The following is a 23950-nucleotide window of genomic DNA, read 5'->3' on the forward strand; positions in this document are numbered from 1 at the left end:
CCTTCCCCGCAGTCGTCAGCGGTCGGCGCCGCGTGCGAGCCGCGTCTCGAGCGCCCGGCGGTCGGGCTTGCCCGTGGCCAGCCGCGGCAGCACGGGCACGTGCACGAGGTCTGCGGGGCGCGATGCCGCGCCGAGCTGTTCGCCGACATGGCGACGCAGAGCATCGAGGGAGAGGGATGCCGCGCCGGCCGTCACGACGACGGGCACCTCGCCCCACGCCCGCGACGGCGCTCGCACCACGACCGCATCGCCGAGCCCGGGCAGCTCCCGCACGATCGCCTCGACGCGGGCGAGCGACACCTTCACGCCGCCCGAGATGATGACGTCGTCGGCGCGACCGAGCACCCGCAGCCGCCCATCGGCGCCGAGTTCGGCGCGATCGCCGGTGCGATACCAGCGCACGCCGTCGTCGATGCGGAACGCCGCCGCCGTGGCATCCGGGTCCTGCAGGTATCCGTCGGCCAGGCACGATCCGCTGATCTCGAGCACGCCGTCGGTCACGCGCAGCCGCGTGTCTCCGATCGGGCGCCCGTCGTAGACGCAGCCGGTGGCCGTCTCGGACGAGCCGTACGTGCGCACGACGCGATAGCCGAGGTCTCGGGCCCGGACGGCGAGGGACTCCGGCAGCGCCTGCCCGCCGATGAGCACGGCATCCAGGCGGGCTGCCGCCGCGCGCACGTCAGGGTCGGACTCTCCGGCATCGACCAGACGTGCCAGCTGCGCGGGCACAAGGGAGGTGCAGCGGCGCGGCTGCGTCATCGCCGCGGCGGCGCGGGCGAAGGCGGATGCCTCGAAGCCGCCGATCGGACCGGCGACGGTGCCCGTGCCCGCGACGAGACCCCGCACGAGCAGCTGCGCGCCCGCGACATACGCCGGGGACAGGCACAGCAGCCACTGCGCGGGGCCGCCCAGCGCGGCATCCGTCGCCTCGGCGCTCGCCCGCAGCGCCCGCTCGCTCAGCGCCACGCGCTTGGGACGGCCGGTCGAGCCGGAGGTCTCGATCACCAGGGCGACGGCGTCGTCGACCTCCCGCGGCGCGTCGGCGCCCTCCGCCGGAAACACCGCCGGGCCGTCGCCGTCGAGGCGCGCCCGCAACGCCGCCTGCACCCCGCGCCAGTCGCTGGGGTCGACGGTGAGAAGGGGGCGCACCCTTCGACCCTAGCCACGCGCCGCAGCCGGCGAACCCGGGCATCTCGAACGAACCCGCGGTCGAGAGCCCCTGGGTCGTCTCGAATCCTCGGGTTCGCGATGCCGCGGCGGGACGACGAAGGCCGCCCCACACCCGGGGCGGCCTTCCAAGAATGTTTTGTGCGATTGAACGCTGGTCGCGTCAGCGGCGCAGTCCAAGCCTCTCGATGAGCGCACGATAGCGCTCGATGTCGATGTCCTGGAGGTAGCCGAGCAGACGACGGCGCTGACCCACGAGCAGGAACAGCCCACGACGCGAATGGTGGTCGTGCTTGTGATCCTTCAGGTGCTCGGTGAGGTCCTTGATGCGCTGCGTCAGCAGAGCGACCTGCACCTCGGGGGAACCGGTGTCACCGGGGTGCGTCGCGTACTCTTCGATGATCGCCTTCTTGACTTCAGCTTCCAGTGCCATAGGCCGATCCCCTTCCTCGTCGTTGCGCGGTGCCCGACGCCGGATGCGTGAGCTCTCTTTATCCGCGGCCGTTCTGACGGCAACCGCAACAGTCTACCAGCCACCGGGACGAGCGTGCGCACCGCCTGTCGCGGCAGCCGATAGCCTCGATGGGTGCAGTACACAGTGCGTGTCAAACCGGGCAGCCGCAAGGGCCCGCTCGTGGAGACCACCGACGACGCGCTGATCGTGCACGTGCGTGAGCGGGCGATCGACGGGGCCGCGAACGAGGGGCTCATCCGCGCCCTCGGCGCCCACTTCGGCACGGCGCCCAGCCGCGTGCGCATCGTGCGCGGCCACACCTCGCGCATCAAGCGCGTCGAGGTGGACGACTAGTGGCGCGGCTTCGCAGAGATCACTTCATCGACCTCAGTCCGTTCCGGGTCTCCCCCGCCTTCACGCGCCTGTGGATCGGCTCGACGCTCACGGGGCTGGGCGGCCAGCTGACCATCGTCGCGGTCATGCTGCACGTCTACGACCTCACCGGCGACACCTTCGCGGTGTCGATGATCGCCGTCGCGGGCCTGGTTCCGATGATCATCGCGGGACTGTACGGCGGAATGCTCGCCGACGCGTTCGACCGTCGCGTCGTGGGGCTGCTGGCGGCGTCGGTCACCTTCCTGTCCACGCTGATGCTCGCGGTGCTCGCCTGGGCCCAGCTGGAGACGGTGTGGTCGCTGTATCTGCTGAGCGTCATCAACTCCGCGGGAAACTCGATCGTCATGACCACGCGGTCGGCGATCGTGCCCCGGCTCATCCCGCGCGAGCTGCTGCCGGCTGCGGCCGCACTGGGTGGCATCACGGTGGGCATCATGGTCATGGCGGGGCCGGCTCTGGCCGGTGTCCTGGTCGCCTTCGCCGGGTACGCGTGGACCTACAGCATCGACGTGCTGCTGATGACGACGCTGTTCCTGGGCCTGTGGACCCTGCCGAGCATCCGGCCCGAAGGCGAGATCGTGCGGCCGGGTCTCGCGTCGCTGCGCGACGGCCTGCGGTTCCTGCGGCGCGCGCCGAACATCCGCCTGCAGTACATCCTCGACATCATCGCGATGACCTTCGGCAATCCGCTGGCGCTGTTCCCCGCCGTCGGTGCCGTGCTGCTGGGCGGCGGGGCGATCACGACCGGCGTGCTCACGGCATCCATCGCAGCGGGCGCCTTCCTGTCGAGCCTGTTCTCGGGACCGATCGGCCGGGTGCGCCACCACGGCATCGGCATCCAGCGGGCGATCCAGGTGTTCGGCGTCGCCACGGTCCTGTTCGGCCTCGTGCTCGTCGCCGGGCAGCTGGGCTGGTTCGCGCCGCCGGTCGTGGACGAGGTCCACGCGAACTTCACGCTGATCGCCCTCGCGGCGCTGACGCTCGCGGTCACCGGCGCCGCCGACAATGTGAGCGCCATCTACCGCTCCACGATGATGCAGGCCGCCGTGCCGGATGCGATGCGCGGGCGCCTGCAGGGGATCTTCACGGTCGTGGTGGCGGGCGGCCCGCGCCTGGGCGCGCTGTACGTCGGGACGCTCGCGACGTTCACGGCGCTGTGGTTCCCGCCGCTGCTGGGCGGGTTCCTCGTCGTCGGGCTCGTCTCCCTGCTGGTCCGGCTCAATCCGCGGTTCCGCGCCTACGACGCCGAGAACCCGGTGCCCTGACGCCCGTGCCCATGGGCGGGCGGACGGCGAGGGCGGATGCCGCAGCGCACCGCCGCGGCATCCGCCCTGGGCCGGTCGATCAGGCCTGCAGCGAGCCCTGCAGGTCGAGCGAGATCGTCACGTCCTTGCCCACCAGCACGCCGCCGCTCTCCAGCGCCGCGTTCCAGGTGAGGCCGAAGTCCTCGCGGTTGACGACGGTCTTGGCCGTCGCGCCGGCCTTGTAGCTGCCCCACGGGTCGACGCCGAAGCCGCCGAACTCCAGCTCGAACGTGGCGGGCTTGGTCACGCCGCGGATGGTGAGGTCGCCGTCGACGAGGAAGTCGCCGTCCTCGATGCGCACTCCGGTCGAGCGGAACTGCATGGTCGGGTGGTTCTCGACGTCGAAGAAGTCGGCCGAGCGCAGGTGGTTGTCGCGTCCCTCGTCCTTGGTGTCGATCGAGGCCACGTCGACACTCGCCTCCACCTTCGCCTCGAGGGGGTTCTCGGGGGCGACGATCGTCGCGCTCTTCACGCCGAAGGTGCCGCGCACCTTCGAGATCATCATGTGGCGGACGCTGAACGTCACCTCGCTGTGCGCGGGGTCGAGCACCCAGGTGCCCGCCTTGTAGCCGGCGATCCGGGGAGCAGTGGTCGTGTCGGTCATGTCATTCCTTCGCGGTTCGGTTTCGTCGCTGTCAGCGACAAGCTCACGAAGGAAGGAGAACGGACCAGCGCCGCTATCTATTCCTGTGAATAGAAAATTGTTCAGCCCACGCCGAGCAGGTCGATCACGAAGATCAGCGTCTTCCCGCCCAGGAAGTGCCCGCCGGCCGGCCCGTACGCCTTGTCCGGCGGGATGACCAGCTCGCGCCGGCCCCCGACCTTCATGCCGGGGATCCCCTCCTGCCAGCCCTGGATGAGACCGCGCAGCGGGAACTGGATGCTCTCGCCCCGGTTCCACGAGGAGTCGAACTCCTCGCCGGTGTCGAACTCGACGCCCAGGTAGTGGACGGTCACGGTGTCGCCGGGCTTCGCCTCGGCGCCGTCGCCCGCGATGAGGTCGCGGACGACGAGGTCGGAGGGCGCGGGGCCCTCGGGGGCGTCGATCTCGGGCTTGGTGCGATCGGTCATGCCTCCATCCAATCGGAGCCGTCGCCGGGCGGTCAATCGGGTGCGCGGACGGCGAACACGCGGCACCGGCCACGCGTGCCCGACGCGACCGCGTCCCTAGGATGGCGACGAGGAACCGCCATGGCATCGCACAGGTCACCACGCGTCATCGGGCGCATCCGGCACGCGATCAACGCGCTGCTGACCGACGACACCGACCGGACACCCGCCGGCGACGACGTACCGGACATGCTCGGGGTGTTCGGCGCGACGCTGCTGGCGGCGAACCAGGCCACCCCGGACGTCGAGTCGGACCTGCGCGCGGTGGCGGATGCCTACGACAGGCAGGACCTCAAGCTCGCCGTCCTCCCCACTCTGCTGCTCGTGAGCGACAGCACCCGCACGACGGCGTTCTCGGAGGTGGGCCGGCCGCTGCGGCTGGATCAGGTCGCGGCGCTGCAGGACGAGGTGCACCGAGCCGTCCGCGACCGCCCTCCGCCCGCGGAGGTGATCGCCCGCATCCGAGACATCCGCGTCGCACCGCCGCGATTCCGCACGGCGACGACGATCATCGGGCACACCATCCTCACGCTCGGATTCGGCCTGGTGCTCAACCCGACGCTCACCGCGCTGCCCGCCTACATCGTGCTCGGGGCGATCGTCGGCACCATCGTGGTCTTCGGCTCCCGGCTGGCGACCCTGTCGCTGATCCTGCCGGTGGTCACCGCGTTCCTCGTCACGCTGCTGACAGCCCACCTGCTCACGCCCTGGATCGGCGAGGATCCGCTGCGCATCGTCGCGCCGCCGCTGGCGAGCTTCCTGCCCGGACTCGCGCTGACGATCGCCGCCGTGGAGCTCACGCGCGGCCAGATCATCGCGGGCGCGAGCAGGCTCGTGTACGGCGGGGCGCGGCTGGTGCTGCTGGCCTTCGGCGTCTATGCGGGCATGATCGCCACCGGTCAGCTGCCCGCCGACGAGGACGCGGCGTCGCTGGGCGCCTGGGCGCCCTGGGTCGGCATCGTGCTCACAGGCATCGGCTACGCCCTGTGGTCGTCGGCCCCCAAGGGCGCGCTCCCGTGGGTGATCGCGGCGCTCGCCGTCGCCCACGGCGCCCAGCTGCTGGGCAACCTCGTCACCGGGCCCGAGCTCTCCGGGTTCCTCGGCGCTCTGGTCGTGGCGCCGTTCGCCCGGCTCGCCGGCCGGTTCCCGAGCGCCCCGCCGGCGATCGTGCTGACGATCTGCGGGTTCTGGATCCTGGTGCCCGGCGCCCTGGGCTTCATCGGCGTGACCGAAGCCGCTTCGCACAGCTCGGATGCCGTCGCGACGCTGTTCACGACCGCGATCACCATCATCGCGATCGCGATCGGGATGCTGGTCGGATCGGGTCTGACCCGCGATCTGAGCGCCGTGCGACGCGCCTGGAAGGCCCCCCGCCCGGATGCTTGACACTCCTGCGGGGGTTGGGCACTCTAGTGACAGGTCAACTCAGCGCCCGGGAGACACGCAGGCATCGCCGCGGCACCGGGCGCTGAGTCTTGCTGAGGAAGGCCTCACGGCGAAGCCTTGAGGCGCTCCGCCTGCCGCACCTCACGGCGCGAACAGCGCCGCCCGTGCGAGCATCGCACGCTCGAGGTGGACGCGTTCGTCGCGGGCTGCCTGCGGGTCGCGTCCGGTCAGTGCCCGCTGACGCGTCATCGCGAGGGCCGTGGCGTCCCTGATGAAGCTCCGCATCGTCGCCGTGCGGTCACCACGCAGGGTCGCCGCCCACGCGAGGGCGGCGCGGCGCCCCGCAGAGGTCGCGAGCATGTCGACCTCCTGGGCGGTGAACCACCCTGCTGCCGCATACTCGCCGAGCCGGGTGCGGGTCAGCCGCGCCTCCTCGCGACGCAGCGCGATGATCCCCAGGATGAACCCGATGAACAGCGGCACCTGCAGCGTCAGATACAGCGCGAAGAAGTCGCCCAGCACGGCCGAGCCGTTCCAGAACGCGTGCAGCACCACGGCCCCGACCAGCCCCGCGCACCAGGGTCCGAGCGCGCCCCGCGTCGACGCGCCGCGCCGCGCCGCGAGCCCGAGTACGAATCCGGTCACCGCCGTGAACATCGCGTGCGCGAACGGCGACAGGATGCCGCGCATGAAGAACGTGGTGGTCGTCTGCGCCACGCCGCCGTCGGCCATCGCGAGCGCGAAGTACTGGATGTTCTCGGTGAAGGCGAAGCCGGCGCCCACGAGAGCTCCGTAGACGACGCCGTCGACCGGGCCGTCGAACGTGCGACGGCCGACGACGAAGATCAGGAGCAGGCCGAGGCCCTTGGCGAGCTCCTCGACGATCGGCGCCTGGACGATGGCGGACAAGGCCTCCTGCGCCGGCGAGAGCGCGGGGCGGAACACGAGGAACAGGCCGAGGTCGACGAGGAGGGCGATCGCGACGGATGCCACGGCCCCCCACGCGAACGCGAGCACCACCAGCACGCGCGGCTCGGGCTCCCAGCGATCGATGAGACGCACCGCCGCGAGCACCACGGCGAGCGGGATGAGCGCGAGGGCCATGCCGAGCAGGGACCCACCCGGCCCGATGAAGGTGAGGAAGTAGGCGACCAGACCCACCAGCACGACGGCGAGCACGCCGATCGCCCACACCGCGCCGGCGCCGGAGCGGCGCGGCGCAACGGGAAGCGGCGGCGGGCTCACCGGCGGCAGCGGAACCGGCGACGGTCGTCCCGGCTGGGGCTGGGACAGCGGGGACGGATAGCTCACATCACCAAGCCTAGGTCGCTGCGCCGGCACCCCCCTCGTGGGCGCGGGTAGCGTGGAGGGATGCGTTTCGCCCATGTCGTGCCGCCCGGCTCCGCCGCTCCGCAGCTCGCGGTGATCGACGACGGCGATGCCCTCGTCGTGGCCGAGCTCGTGCCCGGCGGGCCGGCCACGCTGGAGCAGCTCATCGCCGCCGGCGACGCCGGACTGGCCCAGGTGCGCGGCGCGCTCGCCGACCGTGCGCCGGGGACCTCGCGACATCCGCTCTCCGCGCTGTCGTTCGCGTCCGCCAGCCTCGCCCCACCCGTCATCCTGGCGGTGGGGCTCAATTACGCGGCGCACTCCGGCGAGCTGGGGCTGAAGACCGACACCAGTCCCACCGTCTTCACCCTGTGGCCGAATTCGCTGACCGGCCACGAGCAGACGACCGAGTGGCCGCGGGCGCTGAGCGAGTCGATCGACTACGAAGCCGAGCTGGGCGTCATCATCGGCCGGCCGGCGCGGGACGTGCCGGCCGACTCCGCGCTCGACCACGTGTGGGGGTACACGGTCGTCAACGACATCACGGCGCGCGACATCCAGTTCTCCGAGGCGCAGTGGTCACGCTGCAAGTCGTTCGACGGCTTCACCCCCACCGGTCCGTTCGCGGTCACCGCCGACGAGGTCGGCGACCCGCAGGACCTGCACATCTGGACGGTGGTCGACGGTCATCGCGTGCAGGACGCCTCCACCGGCCAGATGGTGCGCTCGGTGGCGACCCTGATCGCCCACCTGTCGACCTCGGTGACGCTGCTGCCGGGCACCCTGATCTCGACCGGCAGTCCCGGCGGCGCCGGCTATTCCCGCGACCCGCAGATCTTCCTCCGCGACCGGTCCACGGTCACGGTCGGCATCGACGGCATCGGCGAGCTGACCACGCACTGCCGGATCATCGACTGATCCGACGGCCGGGCAGGCCGATGGCCTAGCCGCAGGTGACGGTCACCCCGCGGTACTCGTGGACGCCGGGACCGGCCTCCGCACAGAACTGCGCCAGCTCGATCGCCTGCGGCAGCAGGAACGCGACGATCGCGATCCCCACGATGATGCCGATCACCATGAGCACGATGCTGATGATGATCGCCGCGACGGCGAAGCCGTTCTTCACCCCGGCCTTCCGGCTCTGCACGAGCGCGACGATGCCGAGGATCAGCGCGACCAGCTGCACGAAGAACGACAGGATGAACGCGACGATGCCGAGCGTGCGACCGGGGACGCTCGCCGGCGGCGCGGCCGGGTACTGCGGGGGCGGCGCGGCGGCATAGGGCTGGTCGGCGGGCGGGTAGGCGGCCGGCGGCGCGGCGGCATAGGGCTGCTCGGCGGGCGGAGGGGCGGCCGGAGGCTGCGCCCCGTAAGCGGGCTGGGGCGGAACGTCGGGCTGCGGGTTCTGCGGGTCGCTCACGGGAGGATCCTCTCATCACGAGTCTGTCCCTCGAACGCTAGGGCATCGCCGCCCCGCGGGGCAACGTGCACGCCGTGCCGCCGCTCAGCTGGCGCGTGCGTCGACCGCGTCGTCCGGAGCCTGGACGATCGGGATGGCGGCGGTGATCGCCTCCAGCCCCGACAGGCGGGCCGGCGAGAGCTGCTTGGTGACCTCCTCACGGCTCATCAGCCCGGCCTCGACGACCAGATCGGCCACGCTGCGGTCGGTCAGCAGCGCCGCCTTGGCCAGCGCCGCCGACGCCTCGTACCCGATGAACGGGGTGAGGGCGGTGATGACGCCGACCGAGGACCCGACCATGGCGCCCAGCCGCTCGCGGTTGGCGGTGATGCCCTCCACGCAGTTGACGCGCAGCGTGTGCATGGCGCGGCGCATCCAGGTGATCGACTGGAACAGCGAGTGCGCGATGACGGGCTCGAATGCGTTGAGCTGCAGCTGACCGGCCTCGACCGCCATCGTCACGGTCAGGTCGGCGCCGGCGACCGCGAAGGCGACCTGGTTGACCACCTCGGGGATCACTGGATTCACCTTCCCGGGCATGATCGACGATCCGGCCTGCACGGCGGGCAGGTTGATCTCGCCGAACCCCGACTGCGGGCCGGACGAGAGCAGGCGCAGGTCGTTGCAGATCTTCGACAGCTTGATCGCGTTGCGCTTCAGCGACGACGAGAAGGACATGAACGAGCCGGTGTCGCTGGTCGATTCGACGAGGTCGTCCGCCGTCGCCAGGTCGAGTCCGGTGATCTCACGCAGGTGACGCAGGACGGTGGGTGCGTAGGCGGGGTGGGTGGTGATCCCGGTGCCGATCGCCGTGGCGCCCATGTTGACCTCGTACAGCAGGTACGCGTTCTCGGTGAGGCGCTGGTGGTCGTAGCCGAGCGTGGTGGCGAATCCGTGGAACTCCTGCCCGAGCGTCATAGGCACGGCGTCCTGCAGCTGCGTGCGGCCGACCTTGAGGACGTCGTGGAACTCCACGGCCTTGGCAAGGAACGCCTGGCGCAGCAGCTCCAGCTCGTCCAGCAGGGTGAGCAGGTCCAGGCTGAGGCCGATCTTGATCGCCGTCGGGTACACGTCGTTCGTGGACTGCGAGCGGTTGGTGTCGTCGATGGGCGACAGGAACGCGTAGTCCCCCTTCTCCCGACCGGCGAGCTCGAGTGCGATGTTGGTGATCACCTCGTTGGCGTTCATGTTCGTGGAGGTGCCCGCACCGCCCTGGATCACCCCGACGACGAACTGGTCGTGGAACTCGCCGTCGATCACGCGCTGCGCGGCGCGGTCGATGAGGTCGGCCTTGTCGGCCGGGAGGACGCCGATCTCCTTGTTCGCGCGCGCCGACGCCTGCTTGACCATGGCGAGGGCCTTGACCAGGTCCTTGTAGACCGCGACGGGCCGTCGGGCGACGTCGAAGTTCTGCAGTGCCCGCGCCGTGTGGATGCCCCAGTAGGCATCGGCGGGGATCTCCATCGAGCCGAGCGAGTCGGTCTCGGTGCGGGTCGTCGGCGTGTCTTCCATGGTCATGGATGCGTCCTTTTGGGTCACAGCGTTGTGGGGGTTCTCCCCTTCGAGCGTACCCGCGCGGACGTCCGGGCGGCTCGCCGTCCCGTACAGTTCGGAGGCCGGCACCGGCCGCCGCGTCTAGCCGGAACGTCCCGGTTTGCGGGAGAACGCCTCGAGCCGCTCCTGCGGGGTGAGGCGAGCCATCCGCTCCACCCACTCGGCCGTGAAGAAGCCGCCGTCCCCCGCCTCGACCACCGGCACCACGGAGTGCGTCACCGTGTCGTCGTAGACGTGCACGAGGTGGAACGATTGTCCGGCGTCCATGCCGTTGACCTCCGCCGCCGGGCGGGAGATGTCCATCGTGTAGCACGTCGCCGCGGCGACGCTCACCGGAACCCCGGCGAAGGTCCCGCTGGTCGAGTAGTGCAGGTGACCTGCGAGGATGCCGCGCACGTCCGTGCCGGCGACGACTTCGGCGAACGCCGCCTGATCGCGCAGCTCAAGGATGTCGAACAGGGGGATGTGGCTCGGCAGCGGCGGGTGGTGCAGCGCGAGCAGAGTGCCGTGCGGAGCCGGCTCGCGCAGCACGTCGCGAAGCCAGTCCCGCTGCTGCGCGCCCAGCTCGCCGTGGTGCCACCCGGGCACGCTGGTGTCGAGTGCGATCAGGCGCAGTCCGGCGAGATCGTGGACGGATGTCACCGGCTCCTGCGAGGGGGCGAGCCCGAGCAGGTCGCGGCGCAGCTCGGGTCGCTCGTCGTGGTTGCCGGCCACCCACACCACGGGAGCGCCGAGCCGCTCGGCGACGGGGTCCACGGCGTCCCGCAGGGCGCGGTACGCACCCGGCTCACCGAGGTCGGCCAGATCGCCCGTGAACACGATCGCGTCCGGCCGGACCTGGAGACGCTCGACGGCCTCGAGCGTCCGGGTGAGGTTGCCGCCCGTGTCGTACCGACCCCCCAGAGGACGGTTGCTGTCCAGCAGGTGCGTGTCGCTCACGTGCACGATCACGTGACGGGCGGGCGGATGCAGGCCGAACTGCACGGTCATGGCGCCCAGCCTACGCACCGCCGCCGACCGGCCGATTCTGCCCCTGGACCGGTTGTTGCGGAGCCGAAGTGGGCCCGCTATCGTGTGGCCCGACGGGGCTCGGCGGACATGGATCGCCTGGCTCGCCCGGGTCGAAGGAGACCTGGATGTCGGATCAGAGTCGATCGCGGCGGGGTGACGTCTGCCTGCGCTGCAGTGCTTCGCTGCGGTCGCCGAAGCGTTGACGCGAGGAGCGCACATGGGAAACGTCGGACTCCTGTACGTCGGAGCAGTCCTGTTCATCAACGGGCTCATGCTGATCGGCGCGATTCCGGGCAAGGCTGCCGGCATCATGAACTTCTTCGTCGGCACGATGCAGGTGGTGTTCCCGACGATCGTGCTGATCCAGAGCGGCAGCGACCCCGCCGCCGTCTGGGGCGCGGCGGGGATCTACCTCTTCGGCTTCACCTATCTGTATGTCGGGCTCATCCAGTGGACCGGCCACGGAGCCCAGGGACTGGGCTGGTTCTCCCTGTTCGTGGTCATCTGCGCCATCGTCATCGGACTCGTGGCCCTTCTGCGCGACAGCGACCCCGTCTTCGGAGTCATCTGGCTGCTGTGGGCGATCCTCTGGTTCCTGTTCTTCGTGCTGCTGGCTTTCGACGTGAGTCGCATCGCCGTGCTCACCGGCTGGTTCACGATCTTCATCTCCTTCCTGACCGGCACGATCCCCGCGCTGCTGCTGCTGGCCGGTGTGTTCCAGTCCGACTGGCTCTGGGCGATCATCCTCGCCGTCGCAGGCATCCTCAGCCTCGTGGTCTCGGTCGCCCTCGGCAGACGCCCGGTGCCGCTGGCACAGTCCGACACGCCGGCAGACGCAGAGATGGCGGCATAGCATCGTGCCCCGCTACGAATTCCGCTGCGAATGCGGTGACTTCGCCGCCACCTACACGATGAACGCCGTGCCCCCGTCCGCAGACTGCCCGCACTGCGGCGGGACCGCCCGCCGTGTCTACTCCGCACCGCATCTGGGTCGCACCGGGTCTTCGGAGTTCGGCCTCATCGATCGCGCCGAGCGGTCCGCACACGAGCCCGAGGTCGTCTCCGGCGCGGTCCCCGGCCGGCGACGCCGCCCGGGGACGCCGATCACGACGAACCCCCTGCACGCGAAGCTTCCGCCCCCCTGAGCAGCTCCGCGGCAGACGGCCGCGCAACCGCACAACTGAATACCGGCAACCTACGAAGGAGCAGAAATGCCTGAAGTGATCTTCCCCCTCGACTCGTCGAAGCCGTTCGAACAGCAGGAGAAGGTGGGCCACAACCGCTGGCATCCTGAGATACCACCGGTGGCCACGGTCAAGCCGGGCGATTCGTTCCGCGTGGACTGCCGCGAGTGGTTCGACGGCGCGATCAAGAACGACGACTCGGCCGACGACATCCTCAACGCCCCGCTGCTGACCGTGCACAAGCTCTCCGGCCCGTTCCGGATCGAAGGTGCCAAGCCCGGCGACCTGCTGATCGTCGACATCCTCGATGTCGGGCCGATCCCTCAGGAGGACAAGGGCCCCCTCGCCGGCCAGGGCTGGGGCTACACGGGCATCTTCTCCCGCAACAACGGCGGCGGATTCCTCACCGACCAGTTCCCGGACGCCTACAAAGCCGTTTGGGACTTCACGGGCCAGGTCGCGACCTCGCGGCACGTACCGGGAATCTCCTTCGAAGGGCTCATCCACCCGGGCCTGATGGGGACGGCGCCCTCGGCCGAGCTGCTCGCGAAGTGGAACAGCAGGGAGCGGGCGCTCATCGCCACCGACCCCGACCGCGTGCCGCCGCTCGCGCTGCCGCCGGAGCCGCGTGAAGCCCTCCTGGGCTCACTCCCCTCTTCCGAGTACGACCGCGTCGCCGGCGAAGCCGCTCGCACGGCACCGCCGCGCGAGAACGGCGGGAACCAGGACATCAAGAACCTCTCCAAGGGCACCCGGATCTTCTACCCGGTCTTCGTGGACGGTGCGAACCTCTCGCTCGGCGACCTGCACTTCTCACAGGGCGACGGTGAGATCACCTTCTGCGGCGCGATCGAGATGGGCGGGTTCATCGACCTGCATGTCGATGTCATATCCGGCGGCATGGAGACCTATGGAGTCAAGGAGAACGCGATCTTCATGCCGGGCAGGGTGGACCCCCGCTTCAGCGAGTGGATCGCCTTCTCCGGCACCTCGGTGACACTGGACGGCGAGCAGCGCTACCTCGACTCGCACCTGTCCTACCAGCGGGCGTGCCTGCACGCGATCGACTACCTCACCAAGTTCGGCTACTCGCCCGAGCAGGCCTACCTGCTGCTGGGCGCGGTGCCGATCGAGGGGCGCCTGTCCGGTGTGGTCGACATCCCGAACTCGTGCTCGACGGTCTACATTCCGACCGCGATCTTCGACTTCGACGTGCGGCCTTCCGCATCGGGCCCGGTGCAGATCGATCCGGGTATCGGAGCCCCGCGCGCGGCCAACGCCTGAGCGCCGATCAGGGCGCAATCCGATCACCGTGCCGGGTACGGCCTCGTACCCGGCACGGTGCCGTGCGCTGTCAGCGCCCGATGATGATGAGGATGATCCCGCCGACGACGGCGAGTCCGCACAGGCCGAACGAGACGTAGGCGCCGAGCAGGGCGAGACGCTTCTGCCCCTCGGTCAGCGGGCTCTTCCGTGCCGCCTTGGCCGCCGCCTTCTCGGCTTTGCGCGCCTCCTTCGGCGTGATGACGGTGATGGCGTCGGTGAACTCGGCCGGGGCGACGACAGGCGCCCGGCCGGCCCGCACGAGCAGGCGCAGGGCGATGGCGTAGAAGCCGACCACGAGCAGGGCCGCGGCCAGGGCAGCGACGAACACCTCGAGGAAGGCGATCCAGTCGATCTCGATCATTTGGCACCGCCTCGGCCGTTGCGGGCGGCTCTGGCCAGGGCATCCTCGCGCGCCCGCTCCTGGGCATCGCGACGGGCCATCGCCTTCGCCTTCGCCTTCGCGTCCGCCTTGCGGCGGGCCTCGTCCTCGGCGCGCAGCCGGGCCTGCTCGCGCAGGATTCGGCGCTGGCGACGCGTGGGCGGCGGGTTGCGCTTGACCTTGACCGCATGTCCGGAATCGGCGACGTCGCTCATGGCATTGCTCGCATCGACGACAGCGCGCCGCGACCGCCAGAACAGGCCGAGGATGACCGCGAGCGCCAGCACGGAGTCGATGAGGATGCCCCACTGGCCGAACCACACGACGACGAGCGCGGCGACCGCGCCGACGGCGCCGGCGGCCGGCAGAGTGAGGATCCAGCCGACGGCGATCCTGCCGACCGTGTTCCAGCGGACCTTCGACCCGCGCCGCCCCAGACCCGAGCCGATCACCGATCCGGAGGCGACCTGCGTGGTCGACAGGGCGAACCCGAACGCGCTGGAGGCGAGGATGGTGGCCGCCGTCGACGACTCCGCCGAGAAGCCCTGCGCGGGCTTGACGTCGGTGAGCCCCCTGCCGAGGGTCCGGATGATCCGCCATCCGCCCATGTAGGTGCCCAGGGCGATGGTGAACGCGCAGGCGACGATCACCCAGGGGTACGGATCGGCATGGTCCGCACTCTGCCAGCCCGCCATGATGAGGGTCAGCGTGATCACGCCCATCGTCTTCTGCGCGTCGTTCGTGCCGTGGGCGAGCGCGACGAGCGACGACGTGAAGATCTGCCCCCATCGGAAGCCGTCCCGGCCGTCCGGCTTGTTGTCGTAGCGACGCGTCAGCAGGTAGGCGAATCGCGTGGCCAGGAACGCGATCACCCCGGCGGTGAACGGGGCGATCACCGCCGGCAGCACCACCTTGCTGAGCACCTCGCCGAAGTTGATCGCCAGGATGCTGGCGCCGACGATGGTCGCACCGATCAGGCCTCCGAACAGTGCGTGCGAAGAGCTGGAGGGAAGCCCCAGCAGCCAGGTCAGCATGTTCCAGGTGATCGCGCCGATCAGGCCCGCGAAGATGATGGGGATGAAGTCGACCGGGGTGATCTGGTCTTCGCGGATGATGCCGTGCGAGATCGTCTTGGACACCTCGGTGGAAAGGAACGCGCCGACGAGATTGAGCACGGCGGCCAGGAGCACGGCCACCTTGGGGCGCAGCGCTCCGGTGGCGATCGGGGTCGCCATCGCGTTCGCAGTGTCGTGGAAGCCGTTCGTGAAGTCGAAGAAGAGGGCCAGAGCGATGACCAGCACGACGATCAGGGCTGCTGTTTCCACCGTTCGCTTTCCGTGTGAGATCTGAGGGTGAGGAAGATGTCGACGGAGCCGACGGGCGCGAACGAACAGTTCACCGTGGATTCGTGGTCCGTTACCCGGACAGCCAGAATCCTCGCACACTCCCGCGCCAACGCGTAACCGAGGCGGTGCCTGCGAGCGCGAGGGCTCGATTACGGTGGACTGGTGACACAGCACGCCGCCTCCACCGCCCCCGTCGCCGACCGCCGACCGGTCGCGCGCACCCACCACGGCGACACGTTCGACGACCCGTACGAATGGCTCCGCGCCAAGGACGATGACGCCGTCGTCGCGCACCTGGAGGCCGAGAACGCCTACACCGACGCCCGCACCGCGCACCTGGCCGAGCTGCGCGAGCGCATCTTCCAGGAGATCAAGGCGCGGACGCTCGAGACCGATCTGTCGGTGCCGTCGCGGCGCGGCGACTGGTGGTACTACGGGCGGACCGTCGAGGGCAGCCAGTACGGCATCCAGTGCCGCGCCCCCGTCGTCGCCGCCGACGACTGGACTCCGCCCGCGCTCTCCCCGGGCGTGGAGGTGCCCGGAGAGCAGGTGCTCCTGGACGGCAACGTCGAGGCCGAGGGGCACGAGTTCTTCTCGCTCGGCTCGTTCGACGTGTCGCGCGACGGGACCCGCATGCTGTACGGCGTGGACGTCGCCGGCGACGAGCGCTACACAATACGGGTGCGCGATCTGGTCACCGGCGAGCAGCTCGCCGACGAGATCCCCGGGACGTTCTCGGGCGCGGCGTTCTCGCCCGACGGCGCGTCGATCGTGTACTCCACCGTGGATGACGCGTGGCGACCCGACACCCTGTGGCGCCATGTCGTGGGAACCCCCGTCTCCGAGGACGTGAAGCTGTACCACGAGCCGGATGAGCGCTACTGGCTCGGCGGCGGATTCACCCGCAGCGACGCGTTCCTGCAGATCGTGATCGGCTCATCGATCACCTCCGAGGTGCTTCTGGTGCCGGCATCCGATCTGTCCGCCGCACCCGCCGTGGTCTGGCCGCGGCGCGAAGGCGTCGAGTACTCCGTCGACCATGCCGTCGTCGACGGGCGCGATGTGCTGCTCGTCCTCCACAACGGGGAGTCCGCCGCCGGCGGCAGGGCCCTCGACTTCGAGCTCGTGCAGGTCGACGCCGCCGACCCGCAGGGCGCGCGCCGCGTGCTCCTTCCGCATGTGGCGGGCCGGCGCCTGCTCGACGTCGACTGCTTCCGCGACTGGGCTGTCGTCGACTATCGCCGCGACGGGCTGGCGCGCACCGGCATCCTCGATTACGTGACCGCCGAGGTCCGTGAGATCGCGTTCGACGAGCCACTGTTCGCCGCGGGCGCGAGCGGCAACCCGGAGTGGGCGCCGCCGGTGATCCGGCTCGGCTACGCGTCGTTCGTCACGCCCGGCACGGTGTACGACTACGACGTCGCCTCGGGCGAGCTGCTGCTGCGCAAGCGGCAGCCGGTGCTGGGCGGCTACGAGCCCTCCGACTATGCGCAGAAGCGGGTCTGGGCGACCGCCCAGGACGGCACGCAGGTGCCGATCTCGCTCGTGTGGAAGCGGTCGTTCGGGGAGGCGGGCGCGGCGCCGCGACCGCTGCACCTGTACGGGTACGGGTCGTACGAGCACTCGATCGAACCGGGATTCTCGGTGCCGCGGCTGTCGGAGCTCGACCGCGGCGTCGTCTTCGCCGTCGCGCACGTTCGCGGAGGCGGGGAGCTGGGCCGCCAGTGGTACGAGGACGGCAAGCTGCTGGCCAAGCGCAACACGTTCACCGACTTCGTGGACTGCGCGCGCCACCTCGTCGATGCCGGCTACACGACCCCCGACCGCATGGTCGCCGAGGGCGGTTCGGCCGGCGGCCTGCTGATGGGTGCGGTGGCGAACCTGGCGCCCGAGCTGTTCGCCGGCGTCGTCGCGAGTGTGCCGTTCGTCGACGCCCTGACCACGATCCTCGATCCGTCGCTGCCGCTCACCGTGATCGAGTGGGACGAGTGGGGCGACCCGCTGCACGACCCCGACGTGTACGCGTACATGAAGTCCTACTCGCCGTACGAGAACGTGCGCGAGGGAGTGCGGTACCCCCGGATCCTCGCCGTGACCTCGCTCAACGACACGCGGGTGCTGTACGTCGAGCCCGCCAAGTGGGTCGCCCGCCTGCGCGAGGTCGGAGCCGATGCGCTGCTGAAGTGCGAGATGGTCGCCGGTCACGGCGGGGTGTCGGGGCGATACAACGCCTGGAAGGAGCGCGCCTTCGAGCTCGCCTGGCTGCTCGACGCGCTCGGCGTCGCGGACGCCTGACCCCTTCCAGGCCCCCTCACGCAGCCCGCCGAACCCGAGGATTCTCGCTCAACCCGACGTCGGCGACCCCGGCTTCGACGAGAATCCCTTGGTGCGCCGCGCGCGGGGCAGCGACCGCGGGTTGGCGCCGAGCGTCTGGAGGAGGGATGTCTGGACCGGACGAACCCGCCGCAGTCCGCCCTGGCGCAGGCGCTCGTCGAGCCGCTCGAACCTGATGACATCGGCCCACTCCCAGCGGATGAAGCCGCTCTCGTGCCGCCGCAGCCGGTCCTCGCGCCGTTTCTCGTCGACGAAGTGCGCCTTCACCGCCTCCGGATCGTCGGCGTCATACTTGCCCCAGCCGTCGGACTCGCCGATGGTGCGCAGGCGACGCCAGTAGAAGTCGACCCGGTCCGATGCGCCCTCGTAGTGGAACCCCACCTGCAGCCCGGGATGCTCGTAGCCGAGCCACTCGATGGCGGCGCGACTCACGGACTCGCCGACCGACTCCGCCAGATGCGACGCCCGTGACTGGAGCCAATCCAGCTGCCGCAGTCCCCGGCGATCCGCCTGCGCCCGCCCGTGGCTCGACAGGTCGAGGGCGAGTCCGCTGCGATGGAGACCGCGCATCGCGTTGTCGGCGACCGCGAGGGCGAATGCGGGCGGGAGGACGCGACACAGGTCGACGGCGGTGTCGACTGCCCCGGTGAGACCGAGTCCGTCCTCCTCGACGACCCGCCGCGCATCCTGGGCGCCGTGCACCCACACGTCGCCCTGGCGCCAGGTTCTGCCGTCCTCGCTGAGCAGATGGATGTCACGTGGCTCATCGAACACCGGCATTCCATGGAGCGCCGCCGCGGATTCCAGGCAGAACACCGGAGCCCGCCAGGTGCGGGCCACAGCGTGCACGCGGAGGAGATACCGATCCCACGGCTGCAGCCGGCGCCAATCGCCCGAGTGCACGTGGACACCGGGTCGAACTCGGTGAAGGGATGCCGCCCGCCGCATCTGCCGTACGAGAGCGGGCTGTTCCCGGGTGAGCAGCAGGGTGGACGGGCATGCGCGGATCATGCGAGCACTCTGTCCGGTCTGTCGTCGCGACCCAGGCCACTGTGCCCGGAACGGTGTGCAGACCGCCGTCGCGGCGCCCGGTGCAGGACGGCGCACCGCGCCAACCCGAAGATCCATGTTCAGCCACAGGTCGATGACCTCGGGCTCGGCTGGATCCTTCGCGTTCGGCGCGGAGCGCGGCGTCACACCCGCAACCGCGGCGTCACACCCCGAGCGCAGCGGCACCCCGCCGCGGAGCGCGGCGTCACCCGAACAGGGCGGCAGCCTCCTCGTAGCGGTACCGCGGCACCGTGTTCAGCTCGCCCAGGGCGTCGGCGAACGGAACCCGCTCGATGTCGGTGCCGCGCAGCGCGACCATCTGGCCCCAGGCCTCGGCGACGACGGCGTCGGCGGCGTGCAGGCCGAGCCGGGTGGCCAACACCCGGTCGAACGCCGACGGCGACCCGCCGCGCTGGATGTGCCCCAGCACCGTCGCGCGCGTCTCGATGCCGGTGAGCGCCTCGATCTCGGGGGCGAGCAGCGCGCTGATGCCCCCCAGGCGCGGGCGGTTGAAGGCATCCAGGCCCTTGTCGCTGTACGCCGTCTCCATGCCGGTGAGGGTGAATCCCTCGGAGACGACCACCAGCGGCGCCCGGCCGCGGTCGTGGGCCTTGTTCACCTGGGCGACGATCTCGTCGATCGACATCGGCACCTCGGGGATGCAGATCACGTGGGCTCCGGCGGCGACGCCGGCGTGCAGGGCGATCCAGCCGACATGGCGGCCCATCACCTCGGCCACCATGCAGCGCTGATGCGAGTCGCCCGTGGTGCGGAGGCGGTCCATCGCATCGGTGGCGATGTTGACGGCGGTGTCGAAGCCGAACGAATAGTCCGTGGCGTGCAGGTCGTTGTCGATCGTCTTGGGCACGCCCAGCACATTGATGCCGTCCTTGTGCAGCCGATCTGCCGCGGCCAGCGTGCCCTCGCCGCCGATCGCGATGATGCCGTCGATGCGGTGGCCGTACAGGGTCTTCGAGATGTTCTCGGCGCCGCCGCGCGACCCTTCGTACGGGTTCGTGCGCGAGGTGCCCAGGATCGTCCCGCCGACCTTCGACAGTCCCTTGACCTCGTGGCGGGTCAGCGGGAAGAAGTCCGCGTCCACCACGCCCCGCCAGCCGTCGCGGATGCCGACGAACTCCAGCCCGTAATGCGTCGTGCCCTTGAGCACGATGCCGCGGATGACCGCGTTCAGGCCGGGGCAGTCGCCGCCGCTGGTGAGGATTCCGATCTTCATCCGGGCTCCCGGGGTTGAGGGACAGAGGTGGCGACGTCGCCTATCGAGACACTAGTGCCGGATGCCGCGCGCCTGCCAGGCGCCCCGCTCGCCGCGTCACTCCCCGCCGAGGGCTCCGCGCAGCAGGTGCATGAGGGCCGACAGCTGCACCGAGTCGCTGGACTGCGGGTCGACCGCCTGGCCGTCGAGGGCGCGCAGGGACAGGCCCTGCTTCGAGTCGATCAGCTCGGCGATCTTGGCGTCGATGGTGTGGGCCGCGATGATCCGCCACGCGGTCACCGGCTCGTCCTGTCCGATGCGGTGCACGCGGTCGATCGCCTGCGTCTGCTCCGCGGCGGTCCACGACAGCTCGGCGAGCACCACGTTCGACGACGCCTGCAGGTTCAGGCCGACGCCGGCGGCGGTGAGCGAGCACACCGCGATCCCGACCTCGGGGTCGTTGTTGAACGCGTCGATGGCCTGCTGACGTGCCGGGGTGGTCTGGTCGCCGCGGATCGACACGGTCCGCAGTCCCGCCGCGGCGAAGTGTGCCTCGGCCTGGTCCATGACGTCGATGTGCTTGGCGAAGAAGACCACCTTGCCCACCGACCGCTGCAGCTGCACCGCGTAGTCGGCGGCCAGCACGGCCTTGGCCTGGCCGATCCTGCGGACCATGGTGAAGACGTTGTCTCCCCCGGTGCCGGCGGCCTTGGACTCGTCGAGCTCGTTCTGCGCGACCAGGCGCACGATGTCTTCGTCGATCTCGCCGGGTGTCGCTCCCGGAGCCTGACGCTGGGAGCGTGCCTCGACGATGCGGCGGTAGCGGGCCGCCAGACGCTCGGCGAGCTCCCGCTCGGCGTCGCGGATGGAGCGGCCGAACTCGTCGTCCAGCTCCACCGGGAGGTCGGCGATGAGCTTGTCGGGGAGGTCGGCGGCGACATCCGTCTTCCGGCGGCGGACGATCCCCATCGAGATGACGGCATCGCGCGCGGCGGGATAGAACGCCTTGTCCGCGGGGGTCAGGCCCGTGGCATCCAGCTTCTCCATCAGCTCGGGCGCGGGCTTGTCGCCGGAAGGCACCGTCCAGCCCAGGAACCGCCAGATCGCGTCGAAGTCCTCGACGTCGTTGATCAGCGGGGTGCCCGTGAGGGCGAGCAGGAGCGGATCGCTCCGGGTGGCGCGGATGCGCGAGGCGAGCGCGAGCACGTTCTGCGAGCGCTGCGAGCTGAGGTTCTTGATGAAGTGCGCCTCGTCGACGACCATCCCGTTCAGGCCGATCGAGCCGAGCCATTCCAGGTGCCGATCGAGGATCTCGTAGTTGATGATGAAGACGTCGGCGAAGGCGTCGATGTCCTCGCCGTCGCCCGAGATCACCGTGGCGCGTCGCTGCGGCGTCCATCGCTCGACCTCACGCGCCCAGTTCATCTTCACGACGTTGGGCACGACCGCAAGCAGCGGGTAGGCGCCGGCGACGGATGCGGCGAGCACGGATTCCGCGGTCTTTCCCAGGCCCGGCTCGTCGGCGAGCAGGAAGCGCCGGTGACCGGCCCGCACCGCCTCGAGGAAGCGCGCCTGGTGCGGCATCACCTCGAGGCCCTTCGGCGAGATGCGGTCGAACTCGGGCACCGGCGGCAGCTCCATCGTGGCCGATCCCCCGCCGGCACCGCTCTCGAACGCCTTGTAGAGGGGGCCCATGAGCTCCCAGCCGTCCAGGCGGCGCCGCGGCGTCTCCTTGGGCGCACGCAGACTGAGATCCGGTGCGAGGAACGGGTTCGACTCGCGCCGAGACTCGATCTGAGGCGGGGTCACCTGACGCTCCGCCAGCGCGGCGGGCACCACAGGCGCCGGTGCGACGACCGGGACGTCGGTGATGATGAGCTCGTCGGGCGGCAGCTCTGCGCCGGACTCGAGCAGCCAGTCGCGCCGCATCCGCTTGGCGACCGGCGAGGTCGCCTGGTCGACCTCGAGCAGCTGGATCAGGGACGTGTCGCGGGCGGCCGTCTTGGCGAGGATCGTCGCGACGCCGTCCAGGCGCTTGAGCAGCTCGGTGCGGGTCGCGTCCGACAGCCCGCTGTCGGCCTTGACGCGCGCGCGCTCCTCGCGCACGAGGAACGCGATGACCTGGAACTTGACGCGATTGGTCGGGCCGAGCTTGCCGCGCTGGGCCTTGGCCTCGACCTCGCGCACTTTGCGGGCGAGGATCGGGATGATCGGGGACTCGTCGTGGCGCGCCGACGAGCGATTGGCGGCGGTGCGCCGCGTGCCTGACTTGCGGGCGGGTGCCGTGGTCGGCATGCTCCTCCTGAGCGTCGATGCCGGCGGATGCCGGTGCCCCGGCCGGGTGCCGGGCTGCGGGACCCGGCGAGACCGCCGCGTGCACCGCTGTGCTGCTTGCGAATGGGGGCGCGCTCCGGCCGGACACGGGTGCTCGCTTCTGCGAATGCGCGCGGCGCGAACGAACCCCGGCGCCCATTCTATGGCATTCGGCCCCCTCCGCGTCGAGATCCACGCGGAACGCGCGCAGAGATCGGGACGGAACCGACGCGATATGGCGTCGATCGGAGTAGCGTCATGCAGGTGTCGGAGCGGATGCCGCGTGACCAGCGGCTTGTACTGATCATCGCGATCCTCGCGTCGTTCGTCTCGTTCCTGGACGGCACGGTGGTCAACGTCGCGCTGCCCGCGATCAGCGAAGAGCTGGGCGGCGGGCTGGTGACCCAGCAGTGGGTCGTGGATGCCTATCTCATCACGCTGGGCGCGCTCATCCTCGTCGCGGGGTCGCTGAGCGACGTGTTCGGCCGCCTCCTGATCCTGCGCGTCGGGCTGATCGGATTCGGTCTGACCTCGATCGCCATCGCGGTCGCCCCGGACCCCCTCTTCCTCATCATCGCGCGCGCGGCACAGGGCATCGCAGGGGCCCTCCTCGTGCCCAGCTCGCTCGCGCTGATCATGTCGAACTTCCGCGGCGCCGCGCAGGGGCGCGCCATCGGGATCTGGACGGCGGCGACCACCGGGGCGATGGTGGTGGGACCGGTCCTCGGCGGGGTCTTCGTCGACCTCCTCTCGTGGCGGCTGGTATTCCTCATCAACGTCGTGCCGATCGCGGTGACGCTGTGGCTGATGGCGGTGCTCGGCCATCGCGACCACCGGCTCGCCGGTGCGCGCGTCGACTGGATCGGCGCCGTGCTGTGCACCGTGGGCCTCGGCGGCATCGTGTACGCGCTGATCGAGCAGGGCAACTTCGGCTGGTCGTCACCGGCGATCTGGGGGACCATGACGATCGGCGTCGTCGCGTTCGCGGGGTTCCTCGTGCGCCAGCATCTCGCACGGGATCCGATGATGCCGCTCGGGCTTTTCCGGGTCCGCAACTTCTGGACCGGGAACATCACGACGGCGTTCGTGTACGCGGCCCTCTCCCTCAATGGCCTCGTGGTCGTCGTCTATCTTCAGCAGGGCGCCGGACTGCCGGCGACTCTGGCGGGGCTTGCGAGCCTGCCCGTGACGCTGCTGATGATCGCGCTGAGCTCGCGTGCGGGCGACCTCGCCGGACGCTGGGGTCCGCGCGTCTTCATGACCGTGGGCCCGCTCATCATGGCCGTCGGCGCGGCCCTGCTGCTGACGGTGTCGACCGACTTCGACTACTGGCTGCAGGTGCTGCCGAGCATGATCGTCTTCGGATTCGGACTCGCGATCACCGTCTCCCCGCTGACCGCCGCGATCCTCGGTGCCATCGAGCCGGCCCGCAGCGGCATCGCGTCGGCGGTGAACAACGCGGTCGCCCGCGTCGCGGGTCTGATCGCGGTCGCCGCACTCGGGGTCATCGTCGGCGGCGAGCTCGACCTGGCGGGCTTCCATCGCGCCATCGTCGTGACCGCGGTGCTGCTGGCGATCGGCGGGGTCGTGTCGCTGGTCGGGATCCGCAATCCTGTGCCCGAACGCGTCGAGTGA

The 23950-nt window shown here is 70.4% G+C and carries 22 protein-coding genes; 9 read left to right on the top strand and 13 right to left on the bottom strand.

From position 1 onward, the window contains the following. Nucleotides 1–15 precede the first annotated feature (15 nt). Together ACIWQI_RS01690 and rpsO are read right to left on the bottom strand one after the other, a co-directional pair. Nucleotides 16–1149, bottom strand: a complete 1134-nt coding sequence (locus tag ACIWQI_RS01690) for an AMP-binding protein (protein ID WP_396655338.1) — start codon at nt 1147–1149, stop codon at nt 16–18. 181 nt (nt 1150–1330) lie between these two features. Next, nucleotides 1331–1600 carry a 30S ribosomal protein S15 gene (gene rpsO / locus ACIWQI_RS01695; RefSeq protein WP_396655339.1) on the bottom strand — a complete coding sequence of 90 codons (270 nt, stop codon included), beginning with the start codon at nt 1598–1600 and terminating at the stop codon, nt 1331–1333. A 153-nt stretch (nt 1601–1753) separates the two neighbouring features. Here rpsO and ACIWQI_RS01700 point away from each other — a divergent pair, with 153 nt between their 5' ends. Continuing rightward, nucleotides 1754–1975: a DUF167 domain-containing protein gene (locus ACIWQI_RS01700; protein ID WP_396655340.1), complete on the top strand. Its 222-nt coding sequence runs from the start codon at nt 1754–1756 to the stop codon at nt 1973–1975. Beyond that, the gene (locus ACIWQI_RS01705; protein ID WP_396655341.1) at nt 1975–3282 is read left to right on the top strand and encodes an MFS transporter; all 1308 of its coding nucleotides are present in this window, start codon (nt 1975–1977) and stop codon (nt 3280–3282) included. Before ACIWQI_RS01700 ends, ACIWQI_RS01705 begins: the two co-directional genes overlap by 1 nt. A 79-nt stretch (nt 3283–3361) precedes the next feature. Here ACIWQI_RS01705 and ACIWQI_RS01710 read toward each other — a convergent pair whose 3' ends face one another. Together ACIWQI_RS01710 and ACIWQI_RS01715 are read right to left on the bottom strand one after the other, a co-directional pair. Continuing rightward, a complete protein-coding gene (locus ACIWQI_RS01710; RefSeq protein ID WP_396655342.1) occupies nt 3362–3925 on the bottom strand; it encodes a YceI family protein in 564 nt (187 codons plus the stop codon). 101 nt (nt 3926–4026) lie between these two features. Beyond that, the gene (locus ACIWQI_RS01715; RefSeq protein ID WP_396655343.1) at nt 4027–4392 is read right to left on the bottom strand and encodes an FKBP-type peptidyl-prolyl cis-trans isomerase; all 366 of its coding nucleotides are present in this window, start codon (nt 4390–4392) and stop codon (nt 4027–4029) included. Between the two features lie 120 nt (nt 4393–4512). Between ACIWQI_RS01715 and ACIWQI_RS01720 the strand changes: the two genes are divergently transcribed. Continuing rightward, nucleotides 4513–5817 carry a threonine/serine exporter ThrE family protein gene (locus ACIWQI_RS01720; protein WP_396655344.1) on the top strand — a complete coding sequence of 435 codons (1305 nt, stop codon included), beginning with the start codon at nt 4513–4515 and terminating at the stop codon, nt 5815–5817. Nucleotides 5818–5958: 141 nt separating this feature from the next. Here ACIWQI_RS01720 and ACIWQI_RS01725 read toward each other — a convergent pair whose 3' ends face one another. Beyond that, nucleotides 5959–7128 (bottom strand): PrsW family intramembrane metalloprotease, encoded by a 1170-nt coding sequence (locus ACIWQI_RS01725; RefSeq protein WP_396655345.1) that lies wholly within the window; start codon nt 7126–7128, stop codon nt 5959–5961. A 60-nt stretch (nt 7129–7188) separates the two neighbouring features. Between ACIWQI_RS01725 and ACIWQI_RS01730 the strand changes: the two genes are divergently transcribed. Next, nucleotides 7189–8064, top strand: coding sequence for a fumarylacetoacetate hydrolase family protein (locus ACIWQI_RS01730; protein WP_396655346.1), 876 nt, complete (start codon nt 7189–7191; stop codon nt 8062–8064). A 25-nt stretch (nt 8065–8089) separates the two neighbouring features. On the opposite strand, the gene ACIWQI_RS01735 is transcribed toward ACIWQI_RS01730, so the two are convergent. The 3 genes from ACIWQI_RS01735 to ACIWQI_RS01745 form a co-directional block, all read right to left on the bottom strand. Then, nucleotides 8090–8566, bottom strand: coding sequence for a DUF4190 domain-containing protein (locus tag ACIWQI_RS01735; RefSeq protein ID WP_396655347.1), 477 nt, complete (start codon nt 8564–8566; stop codon nt 8090–8092). Nucleotides 8567–8650: 84 nt separating this feature from the next. Further along, nucleotides 8651–10117, bottom strand: coding sequence for an aspartate ammonia-lyase (locus ACIWQI_RS01740; RefSeq protein ID WP_396655593.1), 1467 nt, complete (start codon nt 10115–10117; stop codon nt 8651–8653). 123 nt (nt 10118–10240) lie between these two features. Then, nucleotides 10241–11149 (bottom strand): phosphodiesterase, encoded by a 909-nt coding sequence (locus tag ACIWQI_RS01745; RefSeq protein ID WP_396655348.1) that lies wholly within the window; start codon nt 11147–11149, stop codon nt 10241–10243. Between the two features lie 238 nt (nt 11150–11387). Between ACIWQI_RS01745 and ACIWQI_RS01750 the strand changes: the two genes are divergently transcribed. From ACIWQI_RS01750 to fmdA, 3 genes are all read left to right on the top strand, one after another. Continuing rightward, nucleotides 11388–12023 carry an AmiS/UreI family transporter gene (locus ACIWQI_RS01750; RefSeq protein WP_396655349.1) on the top strand — a complete coding sequence of 212 codons (636 nt, stop codon included), beginning with the start codon at nt 11388–11390 and terminating at the stop codon, nt 12021–12023. 4 nt (nt 12024–12027) lie between these two features. Next, nucleotides 12028–12315 (top strand): FmdB family zinc ribbon protein, encoded by a 288-nt coding sequence (locus tag ACIWQI_RS01755; protein ID WP_396655350.1) that lies wholly within the window; start codon nt 12028–12030, stop codon nt 12313–12315. A 66-nt stretch (nt 12316–12381) separates the two neighbouring features. Then, entirely contained in the window at nt 12382–13638 is a 1257-nt protein-coding gene (fmdA, locus tag ACIWQI_RS01760; RefSeq protein WP_396655351.1) for a formamidase, read from the top strand. A gap of 70 nt (nt 13639–13708) precedes the next feature. On the opposite strand, the gene ACIWQI_RS01765 is transcribed toward fmdA, so the two are convergent. After that, nucleotides 13709–14041 (bottom strand): peptidase, encoded by a 333-nt coding sequence (locus tag ACIWQI_RS01765; RefSeq protein WP_396655352.1) that lies wholly within the window; start codon nt 14039–14041, stop codon nt 13709–13711. Continuing rightward, nucleotides 14038–15384 carry an anion permease gene (locus ACIWQI_RS01770; RefSeq protein ID WP_396655353.1) on the bottom strand — a complete coding sequence of 449 codons (1347 nt, stop codon included), beginning with the start codon at nt 15382–15384 and terminating at the stop codon, nt 14038–14040. Before ACIWQI_RS01770 ends, ACIWQI_RS01765 begins: the two co-directional genes overlap by 4 nt. Nucleotides 15385–15567: 183 nt before the next feature. Here ACIWQI_RS01770 and ACIWQI_RS01775 point away from each other — a divergent pair, with 183 nt between their 5' ends. Then, the gene (locus ACIWQI_RS01775; RefSeq protein WP_396655354.1) at nt 15568–17700 is read left to right on the top strand and encodes a S9 family peptidase; all 2133 of its coding nucleotides are present in this window, start codon (nt 15568–15570) and stop codon (nt 17698–17700) included. Between the two features lie 48 nt (nt 17701–17748). Here the strand turns inward: ACIWQI_RS01775 and ACIWQI_RS01780 are convergent, their stop codons facing one another. From ACIWQI_RS01780 to ACIWQI_RS01790, 3 genes are all read right to left on the bottom strand, one after another. Then, entirely contained in the window at nt 17749–18750 is a 1002-nt protein-coding gene (locus tag ACIWQI_RS01780) for a hypothetical protein (RefSeq protein ID WP_396655355.1), read from the bottom strand. A 244-nt stretch (nt 18751–18994) separates the two neighbouring features. Further along, nucleotides 18995–20023, bottom strand: a complete 1029-nt coding sequence (locus tag ACIWQI_RS01785) for an ATP-dependent 6-phosphofructokinase (RefSeq protein ID WP_396655356.1) — start codon at nt 20021–20023, stop codon at nt 18995–18997. A 96-nt stretch (nt 20024–20119) separates the two neighbouring features. Next, entirely contained in the window at nt 20120–22297 is a 2178-nt protein-coding gene (locus ACIWQI_RS01790; protein WP_396655357.1) for a DEAD/DEAH box helicase, read from the bottom strand. A gap of 276 nt (nt 22298–22573) precedes the next feature. Between ACIWQI_RS01790 and ACIWQI_RS01795 the strand changes: the two genes are divergently transcribed. After that, nucleotides 22574–23950 (top strand): MFS transporter, encoded by a 1377-nt coding sequence (locus ACIWQI_RS01795; protein ID WP_396655358.1) that lies wholly within the window; start codon nt 22574–22576, stop codon nt 23948–23950.

The organism is Microbacterium sp. (genome assembly GCF_044508325.1).
In the GTDB taxonomy this organism is placed as follows: Bacteria; Actinomycetota; Actinomycetes; order Actinomycetales; family Microbacteriaceae; genus Microbacterium.